Origin of the sequence: Azospirillum sp. HJ39, from assembly GCF_041507355.1 — a bacterium.
Classification (GTDB): Bacteria; Pseudomonadota; Alphaproteobacteria; order Azospirillales; family Azospirillaceae; genus Azospirillum; species Azospirillum thiophilum.
Genome location: NZ_CP167909.1, coordinates 497,583 through 511,358, shown reverse-complemented (window position 1 = coordinate 511,358; position 13,776 = coordinate 497,583). Strand labels below are relative to the sequence as shown.

Here is a 13,776-nt window from a genome sequence, read left to right as displayed (position 1 = left end):
TCCACCCACCGGCCGCGCCCGTCCATCGATCCCCGGGGTCACTGCAGGCGTCGCGCGGCGTTGGCCTGAGCCTCCCGGATCAGACCGGAATACATCTTCTCCTTGCCGGGGTACCAAGGCATGGAGCCGATGGTTCCGAAGCCGGGGATCGTCTCCATATGCGCGACCATGCGGGCGCGCATGCGTTCGTCGGGAAGCGGGCCGGTCATCGCCTGGACATTGTCGCTCATGTGGTCGGGGTTGGACGTGCCGCACAGCACGCTCGTGACGGCGGGATGCGCCATGACCCATTTCAGGAAGAACTGCGCCCAACTCGTCGCGCCGAACTCCTGCGCGAAGCCCGGAAGCGGCTGTCCCTCGACCACCTTCATCAGGCGTGCCTTTTCAAGCGGCAGATTGATCAGCACGCCGACGCCCTTGTCGGCGGCGGCCGGGAGCAGGCGGCGTTCGGCGTCGCGGCTGAAGATAGAGTAGTTCGTCTGGATGAAGTCGACGCCGTCGCGTTCCACGATGGCCGTCAACTGGTCGTGCGCCGACGACTCGTGGTGGGTCACGCCGACATGACGTATGAGCCCTTCCCGCTTCCAGGCCTTCATCAGCGGGATGATGACGGGCGCATTGGTGATGCTGTGGCATTGCATGAGATTGATCGTGTCGCGCCAGGTCCGCAGCCGCGATTGCCGGAAGCTTTCCTCGGCGTGGCTTTCATCGCCGAGATACTCTCCGGTGGCCCAGACCTTGTTGGCAAGGAACATCCCGTCGGATCCCGGATACTCACCCATGAATTGACCGACGCTGACTTCGGCCGAGCCGTAGAGCGGCGAGGTGTCGACGACGCGGCCGCCCGCGGCGACGTAGCGCTCGAAGACCTGCCGGAGACCGTCGCGGCTATCGCCGGGCTTCAGATCGAAGGTCAGGAAGGTGCCGAGGCCGAGGGTCGTGACCCGTTCGCCGGTGCGCGGCAAGGCGCGGGTCAGCACATCCGGATTCGATCCCGAAGCCGGCGACCCCGCATTCGTATCCTGGGCCTCTGCCGTGGCTTGGGTGGCCAGGGCAAGCCCTGTTGCCGCCGCCCCCATCGTGCCGAGGAAACCGCGTCTGTTGATCGTCGACCGGTCCATGAAATCCCTCCTTTTTTCCCGGGTGTCAGAACTGCCAGTCGGCAGGCACCCAGACGTAGGCGCCGTCTGTCTTCAACATCCGGCCGAGGCCCGGGAACGGAAAATGGAAACCGAGCACGGGAATGCGATCGGCCGCCGCCCTGTCGAAGATGCGCCGGCGGGAGGCAAGGGCCGTCTCCTTGTCGCGGTCCGGGCCTGGAAGCCAGGGCCTGTCCACGTTGACGACCGGGTGATAGGCAAGGTCTGCCGTCAGCAGCAGTTGGTCGTTCCCGGAATGGACAAGAAACGTCGCCATGCCCGGGGTATGGCCGGATGCGACGACCGTCGTGAGGCCCGGCACGATCTCTGCGCCGGCTTCATAGAACTCGATATCGGTCTTGACCGGCTCGAGGCTGCTCTTGATGGCTGCCGCGAACCGCACACGGAAATCCTCCGGGACCGGCATGTAGGAGAGATCCGGATCGGTGCGGACGAAGAAATCCCAGTCCGCCTTCGGGACGAAGACCGTGGCGCGGGGGAAGGCCTTGCCGCCGTCTGCGGCCCTCAGGTTGCCGACATGATCGGGGTGGGTGTGCGAGACGACGACCGCGTCGATGTCAGCGGGACCGAGGCCGATCGCCGCCAGGTTTTCAAAGATGCGGCCGCCGTTCGGACCCATCGTCCTGCCGGCGCCGGCCTCGACAAGTATCCTCCGCCCACCGGCTTCGATCAGCAGCGTGTTGAGGTTGAGCGTCATGTGGTCGGTCGGCAGGAATGCCCGCCGCAGCACCGCCTGAAGCTCCGCCTCGGGCGCGTCGCTTGCATAGATGCGAGGCGGGCCGCCGATAACGCCGTCGCTCAAGACGGTCGCCCTGATCTCGCCGACCCGCATGCGGTAGTGGCCGGCGTTGCCGCTCAGCGAGGATGCGGCCTGGGCATTCGCGCTGCCGGAACCGCCCAAAGCCGGGACGAACATGCTCGATGCGCCTGCCACGGCCGACAGCATGATGGTGCGTCTGTTGAGAGTGAAGGCATTCATCGGTCTTCCCTTTTCGGTTGGGCACGCTCGCGCTTCATTCGGGTCTACGGGGCCGAAGATGACCGGTGAAAGGAAGCGGGCGGAGCGCGACAGCCAGTTCGGTGCCAACCATGACATGGGAGTATTGATCTGATAAGGTACGCAACAATGAACAACTTGATTAGATATGCTTCTCAATGAGCCCGGTTCGCCTGGACAACCTTGATGTGTTCGTCTCCATCGTCCGCTGCGGCGGTTTCCGCGCGGCAGCGCTCGAGAGAGGGGTGTCCTCATCGGCTTTGAGCCAAACGATGAACGCCTTGGAAGAGGCTCTTGGCATTCGGCTCCTCAATCGGACGACGAGGAGCGTAGCTCCGACGGAAGCAGGACAACGCCTCCTCGATCGTTTGGCCCCGGCGTTGAGCGATATCAGGCTCGCCATCGCAGAGGTCGATGAGTTGAGGGATAGCCCATCCGGAACTTTGCGGATCAATGCGCCGGCACCCGCCGTCGATCATCTTCTCTGCCCGCTGGCGTTCGACTTCATGGATGCCTATCCCGAAGTGAAGATCGAGGTCATCAGCGACGCGGCTGTCATCGACATCGTCGAGCAGGGGTTCGATGCCGGCGTCAGGTTCGGCAAGCATCTGGCGCAGGACATGATCGCGCTCCCCTTTGGCCCTATGCTTCGATATGCGATCGTCGCTTCACCGGACTACATCGAAAGGCACGGCCGGCCGCAGATACCGCAAGATCTCGTAAGTCATGATTGTATCAGGCGCAGATTTCCTGGTGGCTCTCTCGTTACCTGGCGGTTTGCCGATGGCGACGAAGAGATACAGATCTCTCCCACGGGCCGACTGACAGTCAGCGCGGCGCAAAACGAGTTGCAAGCGGCGTTGGCCGGCAGAGGAATCGCACATGTCTTCGATGACTATGCCAAACCCCATATCCTGAATGGTCGGCTGGTGGAGCTCCTTGCCGATTGGAGCCCTATTTTGCCGCACTGGTTCCTGTACTACCCCAGTCGCCGCCTGCCGAGCGCTGCCATGCGTGCATTCCTGGATTACATGAAGAGCTACGACTGGCAGGCTGGAAAACAACGGCACCACGCCAAGCGGTGATCGCGCGAACGAGCGTCAGAGCAGGAATTGATAGCGCGCCGGCACGAAGCGGAATCCTGCGTCGAGCGGCTCGACATGGCCGACCGACGGATGGGGCATGTGTTAACCGATAAAGGGGGTTTTCTCAGCAGCCAGCATGCCGAAGATCCTTTTGCGGCTGCTGGCGGCAGCGCCTTTGTCCATGTCGAACGAAACTTCCCAATCCGGCTTCTGCAGGGAAGCAACGAAATGGTTCGCCGTATCGCCCGTCAAAAGCAGGTTGCGGCCTGCCGATTCGAAGAGGAACGGCCATGTGCCCGGGGGGTGATCACCTTCCACCGCCTCATTTGACGCGCTGCCATTCGATCCTGATTTCAGTACCTTCCGGCCTACGGAATTGTTCGGTCATGCGGTCGCCGGCAACGACCAGCCTCAGATCGTCACGCGTTCGGACGCTGCCAACCCAGTTTGGAAATGTCGCCCCTTCGACACGGTTTCCGCTGAATTCTCCCTTTTCATCGACTGTGTAGGTCCCAAAAAACCCGATACTGCGTGACATGGCCATGCGATTTTCATCATCCGTCCCCTCACCGCGAGCTTTGGAAGCAAACCGCGGGATGTCGGCGTCGGTAAGAACTTCCACGAAGTGCATGTCGGGAGTGAAGACGAGAAGGCCGTTAGGGTTTTCTCCATAGGCGGAGATATTTTTCCCGCCGGGGTCGATCGTTGCCGACATCATGCGCCAAGTGCCTACGACTTGGTTCGCTTCGGCGGTCTGCGCGAAGGCAGAAGACGAAATGCTAATCGCGAGAGCCAATATAGCTGGTCGGATGGACATGTTGTTTCCTGTCCTGTTCATGAGATCTGTGTTTCCAGGCCGCTGCTGCGGTTCACAGATCCTGCCTGTCGGCGGAATTCGCCACTCCCCGCTGCGCCTCAAGGGCAGACAGGCGTGCGGAAAGCGCCTGTGAGATGGATGAATAGGCAGTGCTACCCAGCGCCAACCGCAATGGCGGCGTCTCGCTCTCGGCGGCCGAGATGATTGCGGCTACGGTGCGCGCCGCATCTCCCTTGATCTCGAAGCTGCCATCGGCAATCGCCCGGCGGACAACGCCGGCAGGGGTTTCATCGTAGGCATCCATCGGTGTCGCGCGAACGAGATTGGCTCCGAAATTCGTCCCGGTCGGTCCCGGCTCGGCAATGATGACGTCGATACCGAAAGGAGCCACTTCCTGTGCCACGGCTTCGAGGAAGCCCTCGATGCCCCACTTGGTCGCGTGATAGAGGCTGAAGCCCGGATAAGCGATCTGCCCACCTTCGGAGGAAACCTGGACGATACGTCCGCCGCCTTGCCTTCGAAGAAAGGGCAATGCGGCACGGATCAGATGGATCGATCCGGCAAGGTTGGTGGCGATCTGCCGATCGATCTGCGCATTCGTAAGCTCCTCCGCAGCACCGAACAGGCCGTAGCCCGCGTTGCTGACGATCACGTCTATCCGGTCGTGTCGCTGAAAAGCACTTTCGATGGCTGACGCAATGCCGGCCGGCTCTACCAGATCGAGTTGGACGATATCCAGGCGTTCACGGAGATCCCGCTTCAGTGGTGTCAGCGCTTCGGAACGGCGCGTTGTTGCAACCACCTTGTGCCCCTTGACAAGCAACTGCTGCGTCATCTCGAGGCCCAGCCCCGAAGAAGCACCTGTGATGAGCCATGTCTTGTGCATGTGAACTCTCCATCTGTTCATCTCCGAATGTAAATCAGCGATATTAGTGATATAAGATCTTCAATATGAGATAGCATGGTGAGGAATATTCACGAATGGTGCGTCCCAGCCTGAATGACCTGGCCGCCTTCGCGGCGGTGGCCAGCCACCGCAGTTTCCGCAGGGCCGGCGAGGTCATGGGTGTTTCGCGCTCCGCACTCAGCCACACAATCATTGGACTGGAGGAAAAATTGGGCGTCCGGCTTTTCAACCGGACGACACGCAGCGTCTCGCTGACCCAGGCTGGCGCACGCCTGCTCGCACGCCTCGATCCGGTTCTTCAGGACCTCGATCAGGCACTCGATACCCTCTCGGAGGAGCGCGGCACCCCAAGCGGCGCACTGCGGATCAATGCGAACAAGAGCGGTGCCCGCATCCTGCTAAGAGACGTCGTGCCTCGCTTCCTGGATCTCTATCCCGATGTGGAGCTCGATCTGGTTTCGGAAGGTCGGCTCGTCGATATCGTGGAACATGGTTTTGATGCCGGAGTGCGTTTGCTGGAGTCCGTGCCGCGAGACATGGTCGCGGTGAAGTTCGGAGGTGAGGTCCGATTCATCGCCGTGGCGGCTCCGTCCTACATGGAGGGTAAGGCGACACCGAATACGCCGGACGATCTGCATGCCCATTGCTGCATCCGCCAACGCCTTCCCAGCGGGAAGCGCTACCGCTGGGAGTTTTCCAGACGCGGGGCCGAGATCGCGATCGATGTCCCAGGCAATCTCACCCTTGATGACAATGATCTTCTCGCACAGGCGGCGGCGGACGGGCGTGGCATCGCCTATGTCCCCGAATATTTCGCCAAGCCGTTTCTGGAGTCTGGCCAGCTTGTGACCATTCTCGATGACTGGTGCCCGCCGATGCCAGGGCTGGCGCTCTATTACCCCCGCAGCCGGCACGTGCCATCCCCGCTCCGTGCCTTCATCGACCTGTTGAAACAAGTGGACAGTACACGATGACGCCGTTCTGGCGACTGGCACCATGGCTTCATCGGGCAGGCGGAGGAAACCCAGTACGCCCAGCCAACCGGCGCTGAAGCGTACAAACGCCACTTGCCGGCAGTCCATGACCGTCTGCTCGATACAGGCGGTTCCGTCGGGTCTCGCGCCAAGGTGAGCGAGTATGGGCGGGAACTGCCTCTTAGCCGTCTTTGGTTGAGAATGGCGGCGTGTATTTTCACCTGTTCTATGGCCTCACCCCTGGCTTGGTTTCAGAAACCCAGACGGTCCAGGATGCGGCCGTGCTGCACGATGCTCCAGACGCCCAGCGGCCACAGGGCGTGGAAGCGGATCGCCTTCGGCTCGACAACCGGCAGGTCGATGCTGGCGGCATGCCCATCGATCAGCCGACGCGCCATCTGTTCGGCGATCGCCGTCCCCAGCGCCACGCCGCGTCCGTTGCAGCCGAGATAAGCGAGCACATCGGGTGCCGGCTCGTGCAGGTGGGGCCAGTGATCTTTCGTGACGGCGAGCCGGCTGTTCCAGCCATGGGTCCAACGCAGACCGGCAAGCTGCGGCCACAGCGTCTCCGCATAGTCGGTCAGATAGGCGAGCGGCGCCGGCGTGGCGATCGGCCGCATCGGTCCGCGCCCCCCCATCAGCAGCCGTCCCCTGCCATCGATCCGGTAATAGACGGTGATCCGGCCGCTCTCATAGACCGCCGGACGGTCCGGCAGGAGGCCGCGCAGGCGGTCGGCATCGAGCGGCTCGCTCGCCGCGATGGCGCTGAACACCGGCACCACCGTGCGCCGCAACCCCGGCCAGAGGTCGCCGGTGAAGCCGTTCGTGGCGATCAGGAGCTTTTCGGCCTCGATGGTGCCGGTGGGCGTTTCGATGGACCAGCCTCCGGGACGCCGGCTAAGCGCCCGCGCCGGCGTGCGGCCATGGACCGCTGCGCCGGCGGCAATGGCCGCCGCCGCGAGGCCGCGCACATAGGCAAGCGGGTTCAAATGGCCGCCGCGCCGGTCGAGCATCGCGCCGTGATAGGCCGGGGTACCGGTGGCACCGGCCGTCTGCTGCCGGTCGAGGAAGGACACCGGCATGCCGCGGGCCATGCACTGGCGGGCGGTTTCCGCCACGCCGCCGGTCGATCTGACGCTGCGCGCCACCCGGAGCGTGCCGCTCTGCCGCGCCTCGCAGGCGATGCCCAGCCGGTCGATCAGGGCGAAGGTCCGGTTGGTCGTCTCATAGGCGAACCGGACCATCCGGGGGCCAAGCTCCGGACCCCAGACCTGTTCGATGGTGTCGGGATCGAACTTCAGTCCCGGATTGAGCTGGCCGCCATTGTTCCCCGAGGCCCCCCAGCCCGGTTCCCCCTGGTCGATCACAACGACGTCAACCCCGGCCTCCGCCAGATGAAGCGCCGTCGTCAGGCCGACGATGCCGCCTCCGACGATTGCGACCGATGCCCGGCGCGAGCCATCGAGCGGCGGGGTCGGCGGCCCCGGAGGCGCGTCCAGCGAATAGACGTTGGGCGGCATGGCGGGCGGCATGGAAAAGGGGTGGGTCATCATGGCGGCTTTCCGGAAGGGAACGACTTTTCCGCGGTCTCCTCAGGCCGGTTCGGCCGGCAGGAAGATCTTGCCCGGATTCATCAGCCCGTTCGGGTCGAGCATCTGCTTGATCCCGCGCATCAGCATGAGTTCGTCGGGATTCTTGGTCCGTGCCAGCCGCTTGCGGTAGGTGTAGCCGACGCCATGCTCGGCCGTGATGCTGCCGCCAAGTTCCATCGCGATGTCGTCGATGATCACGTCGACGTCGTCCGACGCGGCCTCGAACGCCTCGGCAGTGGCGAAACGCTCGTGCGGGAACAGCACGACGACATGGATGTTGCCGTCGCCGATATGGCCGACCATCATCACGTTGGCGTCGGGATAGGCGGCGAGCACCGCGGCCTCGACCCGCTCGACGAAGGCCGGCTGCTCGGCGACCGGAACCGAGGTGTCGTGCGACATCGTCTTGCCGGCAAGCTTGAATTCGCCGGTGACGCCGTGGCGCAGTTTCCAGATCGCCTCCTCCTGGGCGAGGCTGGAGCCGATGACGGCGTCGCTGACCAGGCCGGCCTCGAAGACCTCGCCGAGAAACGCCTCCATGTCCGCCGCCAGCGGCGCTTCGGGCTGCGAATCCCCCACCTCCAGCAGCAGGTACCAGGGGGCCGGCTGGGCGAAGGGCATCACCGTGCCGGTCACATATTTGAGCACGAAGTCCATATAGGACGAGCCGATGATCTCGAAGCTGGAGATCCGCTCGCCGAATGTCCTGCGCGCCCGCGCGAACAGGGTCAGCGCATCCTCCACGCTGGCTATCTGCATCATCGCGATGGAGCGCGAGCGGATGGCCGGGAACAGCTTCAGCGCCGCGGCGGTCACGATGCCGAGCGTGCCTTCGGCGCCGACGAACAGCTGTTTCAGGTCGTAGCCCGAATTGTCCTTGCGCAGCCGGCGCAGGCCGTCGAGCACCGTGCCGTCCGCCAGCACGACCTCCAGCCCGAGCACGAGCTGCCGCATGTTGCCATAGCGCAGCACGGCGATGCCGCCGGCATTGGTGGCGATGTTGCCGCCGATCTGGCAGCTGCCCTCGGCGCCGAGGCTCAGCGGGAACAGCAGTCCGTCGCGGGCCGCCGCCGCCTGGATGTCGGCAAGGATGCAGCCCGCCTCCACCGTGATCGTCTCCTCCGCCGCGGAGAGCGCACGGATCCGGTTCATGCGGTCGAGACGCAGGACGATGCTCGGCCGCGGTCCCATCGGCGTGGCCGCGCCGCACAGGCCGGTGTTGCCGCCCTGCGGCACGATCGCCACACCGGCCGCGGCGCAGGCCTTCACCACGCGGGACACCTCCGCCGTGCTTGCGGGCTTGACCACCGCCAGCGCCGCGCCAGTGTAGCGGCCGCGGTGGTCGGTAAGGAAGGCGGCGGTGTCGGCCGAAGCGGTGACGACATACCGCTCCCCGACGATCGAGGTCAGTTCGGCAAGCAAGGCATCGTGGGACATGGCATTCGCACCGATGGCAGCGGCAAGGGGCGGGATCGAAGAGCGGGGCGGAGACGGGACTCGTCGGCGGTCAGGTCAGCATCCACTCGGCATAGCGTTTCTGCATCGCCGTGTAGTTCTCGCTCCACCATTGGGAATCGACGATCACGTTCTTGCCGTTGGTGAGGTCGGGCAGATACTGGCTGGCGGGACCGCCCTTCACCTCGTCCATCGCCGCGACGCTGTTCGGCAGGTAGTAGCCGCGCGTCGCCCAGGCGACCTGGCGGTCGGGCCGCAGGCAGAAGTCGATGAAACGCATCGCCGCTTCCTTGTTCTTCGTGCCCTTGGGGACCGCGAAGTAGTCGAGCGAATTGATCGTCTGCGCGAAGGAGAAGTCCAGGGTGGCGCCCGCCTTCTGGGCCGATTTCACCCGGTTGAAATAGCTGTAGGAGAAGTCGGCCTCGCCCTGGACGATCGCGTTGACCTGATCGGGCGTGGTGGCCGCCCATTTGCTGACATGCGGCTTGATGCGGTCGAGCATGCGGAACGCCCGTTCGACGTCGAGCGGATAGAGGTCCTTGGGCGCGACGCCGTCGGCGATCAGCGCGGCCTCCAGCGTTTCCGACGCCAGCGACCGCATCACCCGGCGGCCGGGGAAGCGCGCGACGTCGTAGAATCCGGCAAAATCGACGGGGTGCTTGCCGTCGGGAGAGCGCTTGGCATCCCAGACCAGCCCGCCGCTGTAGAGGTAGAGCGGCATGTAGTCGGAGGCCGCGGCCTGCACCAGCGGCCCCGGCTTGACGATCGAAAGGTCGAGCTCCTCCCACAGCTTGTCGCGGGCGCCGGAGGTGGCGAAGGCGGCGGGGGCATCGATGACGTCCCACTGCACCGCCTTGCTCTGCACCTGCGCCTTCACCTTCGCCATGTCGCCGTTGTCGACCAGCGTGACCTTGATGCCGGTCTCCTGGGTGAAGGGATCGGCGAAGATCTCACGCACCATCTTGTTGTAGTCGCCGCCCCAGGAGGTGACGGTGAGGGTGGTGTCGGCGGCATGGGCGCGGCGGGAGAAGACCGCCGGGGCCGCCATCAGGCCCGCGATGCCGGCGAGGCCGGCGGCACCGCCCTTCAGCAGCCCGCGCCGCGAAGTCAGGAACGTCGTCTTGGTCATGGGCTCTTCCCCCTCGTCTTTTCGGCAGTGGTGAATGGCGGTCGGCGTCAGCCGGCCGGTGACGGTGTGTTGGGCGGCGATGGAAGCAGTCGGGCGTGATCCATGGTCCAGCCGGCGCGAACCGTCTCGTCGCGGCGGGTGCCGGCCCGGCCCGGCTGGTTGAGTTCCTGGACAATGACCATGCTGCCGTCCGCACAGCGCACGAAATGCCGCACCACCCCGCCGAGCAGGATCGAATCCTCGATCCGGCCGGCGACGCTGGTGGGATCGGCGCGGTCCGTCAGCACCATGTTTTCCGGCCGGACCAGCAGGACGCCGCGCTCGCCGGGCCTGACCGGCCGGTCGGGCGCCGGCACCGGGAAGGCGCCGAGCGCGGTCTTCAGCGTGACGGTGCCGCCCTCCCCCGCCGCGATCTCGCCGGGGATCAGGTTGGAGCTGCCGATGAACTCGGCGCTGAACACGGTCTCCGGCTTGAAATAGAGGGTGTCGGGCTGTCCCTGCTGCTCGATCCGGCCGCCGTTCATCAGGACGATGCGGTCCGACATGGTCAGCGCCTCGTCCTGGTCGTGCGTCACGTAGAGCATGGTGATGCCGAGCTCGGCATGGAGCCGCTTGATCTCGAGCTGCATCTGCTCGCGCAACTTCTTGTCGAGCGCGCCGAGCGGCTCGTCCATCAGGATCAGCGCCGGATTGTAGACGATGCAGCGGGCGAGCGAGACGCGCTGCTGCTGGCCGCCCGACAGTTCGCGCGGCTTGCGGCCGGCGACATGGCCGAGCTGGATCAGGTCGAGCACGCCGGTGACCTTGCGCCGGATCTCGTCCTTGGGCAGGCCGCGCACCTGCAGCGGGAAGGCGATGTTCTCGAACACCGTCATGTGCGGCATCAGCGCGTAGTTCTGGAACACCATGCCCAGGCCGCGCCGGTTGGTCGGCAGGGTGGTGGCGTCGCGGCCGTCGATGACGATCCGGCCGGAACTCGGCATGATCATGCCGGCGATCAGGTTGAGCAGGGTCGACTTGCCCGAGCCGCTCGGCCCCAGCAGCGTGACGAACTCGCCCTTCGCGATCGACAGGTCGATGCTGTGCAGGGCCTCGAAGTCGCCGTAGCGTTTCGTGACGGCATGGAGCTGGACCATGGCGGAAGCGGACGGAGCGTTCATGAGTGCGCCTCGGTCTTGCGCTGCAGGGCGATGATGCCCAGAGCGATGAGCAACGACAGGACGGTGAGCAGCGTCGACACCGCGGCCAGCACCGGCGTCAGTTCCCAGCGGATGGAGCTGTACATCTTGACCGGCAGCGTCATGGCGTCGGTGCCGGTCAGGAAATAGGCGACAACGACCTCGTCCAGCGACATCAGGAAGGCGAAGAGCGCGCCGACGGCGATGGCCGGGCCGAGCTGGGGCAGCACCACGCGGAAGAACACCACCCGCCGCGAGGCTCCCATGATCGACGCCACGGTCTCCAGAGCGATGTCCGAATGCTGCAGTCCCGACATCACCGAGATCATGATGTAGGGCGTGGTCAGCATGACATGGGCGAGAACGACGCCCGCGGTGGTGTCGAGCAGCCCCCAGTTGGAGAATTGCAGGTAGAGGCCGAGCCCGAGAACGATGACAGGCACCAGCATCGGCATCATGAAGAGGCCGCGCAGCAGCCCCCGTCCGGGCAGCTCCGACCGTGCCAGCGCATAGGCGGCGGGCACCGCCAGCAGCAGGGCGATCACCGTGGTCGCGACGGCGACGACCAGGCTCTGCACCATCGATCCCCACCAGGCCGGATCGGTGAAGAACTGCCGGTAGAGCCCGAGGGAGAACTCCCGCGGCGGAAACTCGATCTGTCCGGAATTGCCGAAGGAAATCGGCACGACGATCAGGCTCGGCACCAGCAGGAAGAGATAGCAGAGCCAGGCGGCGGCGGTGACGAGGCGGCGGGCGGTGTGGCTGGAGCCGAACAGCGGGTTCATGCCGCACCTCCCGACAGGCCGCCGCGCACCCGGCCGAGCATCGCGACCAGCAGGCCCGAGATCGCCAGCAGGGCCACGGCCGTCGCCGAGGCGGCGGTCCAGTCCAGCGTCTGGCGGGTGTAGAAATCGACGAGATTGGCGACCATCATGTCCTGACGCCCGCCGAGCAGGGCCGGCGTGATGTACATGCCGATCGACAGCGTCACGTTGATCAGCACCCCGGCGACCACGCCCGGCATGCTGAGCGGCAGGATGATCTTCCAGAAGATGCGCAGCGGGCCGGCCCCCATCGTCTCGGCGGCGAGCACGAGCCGGCGGTCCAGCGCCAGCAGGCTGCCGAGGATCGACAGGATCATGAAGGGCAGCAGGAAATTGATCATGCCCAGCACCACCCCGACGCGGTTGAACATCATCGGCAGGTTGATCTGGCCGCCGCTGAGGAAGCCGAGCAGCTGGTTGACCAGCCCCTGGTTGCCGAACACCGCCACCAGCGCGAAGCTCTTGACAAGGATGCTGGTCCAGAACGGCAGCATCACCATCACCAGGCAGGCCGTCCGGCGCCGCGGCGGCTGTGCCGCCAGATGCATGGCGACCGGATAGCCGAAGACCAGGCTGACCAGCGTGCCGGTGATCGCGATCTCGAAGGTGTTGCGCAGGACCTTGAGGAACAGGGTGCTCGACGCCAGCTCGGCATAGGCCCGCAAGGACAGCTGGCCGTCATAGAGGCTGGTCCACAGCGTGAGGCCCAGCGGATAGAGCAGGATGGCGAACATCAGAACGGTCAGGGGGGCCAGAAGCACTATCGCCGACCAGGGACCGAGACCCGATGCGCCCGATGCGGTGGATGAACTGGTCAACGCAGCACGTCCTTCAGTTCCGGCACGGGATCCGGGGGCGCCTGCGGCGCGCCCCGGCGGGGAATGCTGAAACTATGAGCGCCAATTTTCAGTAAGGCAACGGGTATTTTCAATATTCTAAAAACGGCGGCGCCACTGACCGCCGACGGGCCGGATCAGATGTCGGCGTTCACCCAGAAGACCGTCGCCGGCCGCGCGCTGCTGTTGGCGAAGCGGTGCGGCTTGTCGCTGGAAAAGGCGAAGCAGTCGCCCTCGTAAAGCATGAAGGTCTCGCCGTCGATCTGCAGTTCCAGCGAGCCCGACAGGATGAAGCCGATTTCCTCGCCCTTGTGCGTGTAAGGCTGCGCACCGGAACTGCAGCCCGGCTGGATAGCCATGAAGAAGCCGCGCAGCCGCTTGCTGGCGACCGGGGACGCGACGTCCTTGCGGATGCCGTCGAGGTCGAGCAGCTGCGACCGTTCCCCGGCCCGCACGATATAGCGGCTTTCGGTGTTCTTCGAGGATGACGGGTCGATCAGCCAGGCCGGCATGACCCCGAAGGCGGCGGCGACCGTGTAGACGGTCCGCACCGTCGGCGACACCAGCCCGCGCTCCAACTGCGACAGCGTGCCGATCGACACGCCGGTCGCCTTCGCGAGATCCGTCAGCGTCATGCCCGCCTTGAGCCGCAGATCCCGGATCCGCTGCCCGAGCTTCTGCGTCTCTTCATCCACATTGGCGCCGGCGTTGGCACCGTTCGCCTGGGCGCGCTCGGCGCCGTCCTCAGCGGTCTTCGTGTGCGGCATCGATGTGGCGCATCCGTTCATCTGATCGGGACCGATGCCATTGCAGCGGCAGCCC

14 protein-coding genes are annotated in these 13,776 nt (G+C 65.0%); 3 read left to right on the top strand and 11 right to left on the bottom strand.

The features are described from left to right. Positions 1 to 38 precede the first annotated feature (38 nt). Both ABMY26_RS09735 and ABMY26_RS09730 read right to left on the bottom strand, forming a co-directional pair. The gene (locus tag ABMY26_RS09735; RefSeq protein ID WP_372395492.1) at positions 39 to 1,121 is read right to left on the bottom strand and encodes an aldo/keto reductase; all 1,083 of its coding nucleotides are present in this window, start codon (positions 1,119 to 1,121) and stop codon (positions 39 to 41) included. Between the two features lie 25 nt (positions 1,122 to 1,146). Continuing rightward, a complete protein-coding gene (locus tag ABMY26_RS09730; RefSeq protein ID WP_372395491.1) occupies positions 1,147 to 2,139 on the bottom strand; it encodes an MBL fold metallo-hydrolase in 993 nt (330 codons plus the stop codon). Positions 2,140 to 2,315: 176 nt separating this feature from the next. Between ABMY26_RS09730 and ABMY26_RS09725 the strand changes: the two genes are divergently transcribed. Continuing rightward, positions 2,316 to 3,242, top strand: coding sequence for a LysR family transcriptional regulator (locus tag ABMY26_RS09725; RefSeq protein ID WP_372395490.1), 927 nt, complete (start codon positions 2,316 to 2,318; stop codon positions 3,240 to 3,242). Positions 3,243 to 3,317: 75 nt separating this feature from the next. Further along, positions 3,318 to 3,572, top strand: coding sequence for a hypothetical protein (locus ABMY26_RS09720; RefSeq protein ID WP_372395489.1), 255 nt, complete (start codon positions 3,318 to 3,320; stop codon positions 3,570 to 3,572). On the opposite strand, the gene ABMY26_RS09715 is transcribed toward ABMY26_RS09720, so the two are convergent. Then, positions 3,565 to 4,059, bottom strand: a complete 495-nt coding sequence (locus ABMY26_RS09715) for a lipocalin-like domain-containing protein (protein WP_372395488.1) — start codon at positions 4,057 to 4,059, stop codon at positions 3,565 to 3,567. The genes ABMY26_RS09720 and ABMY26_RS09715 overlap by 8 nt on opposite strands. A gap of 52 nt (positions 4,060 to 4,111) precedes the next feature. After that, positions 4,112 to 4,945, bottom strand: a complete 834-nt coding sequence (locus tag ABMY26_RS09710) for an SDR family oxidoreductase (protein ID WP_372395487.1) — start codon at positions 4,943 to 4,945, stop codon at positions 4,112 to 4,114. 95 nt (positions 4,946 to 5,040) lie between these two features. Between ABMY26_RS09710 and ABMY26_RS09705 the strand changes: the two genes are divergently transcribed. Then, positions 5,041 to 5,940, top strand: a complete 900-nt coding sequence (locus ABMY26_RS09705) for a LysR family transcriptional regulator (RefSeq protein ID WP_372395486.1) — start codon at positions 5,041 to 5,043, stop codon at positions 5,938 to 5,940. Between the two features lie 251 nt (positions 5,941 to 6,191). Here the strand turns inward: ABMY26_RS09705 and ABMY26_RS09700 are convergent, their stop codons facing one another. The 7 genes from ABMY26_RS09700 to ABMY26_RS09670 form a co-directional block, all read right to left on the bottom strand. Continuing rightward, on the bottom strand, positions 6,192 to 7,493 hold the full coding sequence (locus ABMY26_RS09700) for an NAD(P)/FAD-dependent oxidoreductase (RefSeq protein ID WP_372395485.1): 1,302 nt from the start codon (positions 7,491 to 7,493) through the stop codon (positions 6,192 to 6,194). Between the two features lie 39 nt (positions 7,494 to 7,532). Further along, positions 7,533 to 8,969 (bottom strand): FAD-binding oxidoreductase, encoded by a 1,437-nt coding sequence (locus tag ABMY26_RS09695; protein ID WP_372395484.1) that lies wholly within the window; start codon positions 8,967 to 8,969, stop codon positions 7,533 to 7,535. A 70-nt stretch (positions 8,970 to 9,039) separates the two neighbouring features. Next, a complete protein-coding gene (locus ABMY26_RS09690; RefSeq protein WP_372395483.1) occupies positions 9,040 to 10,116 on the bottom strand; it encodes a polyamine ABC transporter substrate-binding protein in 1,077 nt (358 codons plus the stop codon). Between the two features lie 47 nt (positions 10,117 to 10,163). After that, positions 10,164 to 11,276 (bottom strand): ABC transporter ATP-binding protein, encoded by a 1,113-nt coding sequence (locus ABMY26_RS09685; RefSeq protein WP_372395482.1) that lies wholly within the window; start codon positions 11,274 to 11,276, stop codon positions 10,164 to 10,166. Further along, positions 11,273 to 12,079 (bottom strand): ABC transporter permease, encoded by an 807-nt coding sequence (locus tag ABMY26_RS09680; RefSeq protein WP_372395481.1) that lies wholly within the window; start codon positions 12,077 to 12,079, stop codon positions 11,273 to 11,275. Before ABMY26_RS09680 ends, ABMY26_RS09685 begins: the two co-directional genes overlap by 4 nt. After that, positions 12,076 to 12,936, bottom strand: a complete 861-nt coding sequence (locus ABMY26_RS09675; protein WP_372395480.1) for an ABC transporter permease — start codon at positions 12,934 to 12,936, stop codon at positions 12,076 to 12,078. Before ABMY26_RS09675 ends, ABMY26_RS09680 begins: the two co-directional genes overlap by 4 nt. Positions 12,937 to 13,091: 155 nt before the next feature. Then, positions 13,092 to 13,721: a cupin domain-containing protein gene (locus ABMY26_RS09670; protein WP_372395479.1), complete on the bottom strand. Its 630-nt coding sequence runs from the start codon at positions 13,719 to 13,721 to the stop codon at positions 13,092 to 13,094. Between the last annotated feature and the right edge of the window lie 55 nt (positions 13,722 to 13,776).

Bases quoted from the DNA above. Each gene is read 5' to 3' on its own strand.
- ABMY26_RS09735 (WP_372395492.1), bottom strand. From the start codon at position 1,121: ATGGACCGGTCGACGATCAACAGACGCGGTTTCCTCGGCACGATGGGG.
- ABMY26_RS09730 (WP_372395491.1), bottom strand. From the start codon at position 2,139: ATGAATGCCTTCACTCTCAACAGACGCACCATCATGCTGTCGGCCGTG.
- ABMY26_RS09725 (WP_372395490.1), top strand. From the start codon at position 2,316: ATGAGCCCGGTTCGCCTGGACAACCTTGATGTGTTCGTCTCCATCGTC.
- ABMY26_RS09720 (WP_372395489.1), top strand. From the start codon at position 3,318: ATGGCCGACCGACGGATGGGGCATGTGTTAACCGATAAAGGGGGTTTT.
- ABMY26_RS09715 (WP_372395488.1), bottom strand. From the start codon at position 4,059: ATGTCCATCCGACCAGCTATATTGGCTCTCGCGATTAGCATTTCGTCT.
- ABMY26_RS09710 (WP_372395487.1), bottom strand. From the start codon at position 4,945: ATGCACAAGACATGGCTCATCACAGGTGCTTCTTCGGGGCTGGGCCTC.
- ABMY26_RS09705 (WP_372395486.1), top strand. From the start codon at position 5,041: ATGGTGCGTCCCAGCCTGAATGACCTGGCCGCCTTCGCGGCGGTGGCC.
- ABMY26_RS09700 (WP_372395485.1), bottom strand. From the start codon at position 7,493: ATGATGACCCACCCCTTTTCCATGCCGCCCGCCATGCCGCCCAACGTC.
- ABMY26_RS09695 (WP_372395484.1), bottom strand. From the start codon at position 8,969: ATGTCCCACGATGCCTTGCTTGCCGAACTGACCTCGATCGTCGGGGAG.
- ABMY26_RS09690 (WP_372395483.1), bottom strand. From the start codon at position 10,116: ATGACCAAGACGACGTTCCTGACTTCGCGGCGCGGGCTGCTGAAGGGC.
- ABMY26_RS09685 (WP_372395482.1), bottom strand. From the start codon at position 11,276: ATGAACGCTCCGTCCGCTTCCGCCATGGTCCAGCTCCATGCCGTCACG.
- ABMY26_RS09680 (WP_372395481.1), bottom strand. From the start codon at position 12,079: ATGAACCCGCTGTTCGGCTCCAGCCACACCGCCCGCCGCCTCGTCACC.
- ABMY26_RS09670 (WP_372395479.1), bottom strand. From the start codon at position 13,721: ATGCCGCACACGAAGACCGCTGAGGACGGCGCCGAGCGCGCCCAGGCG.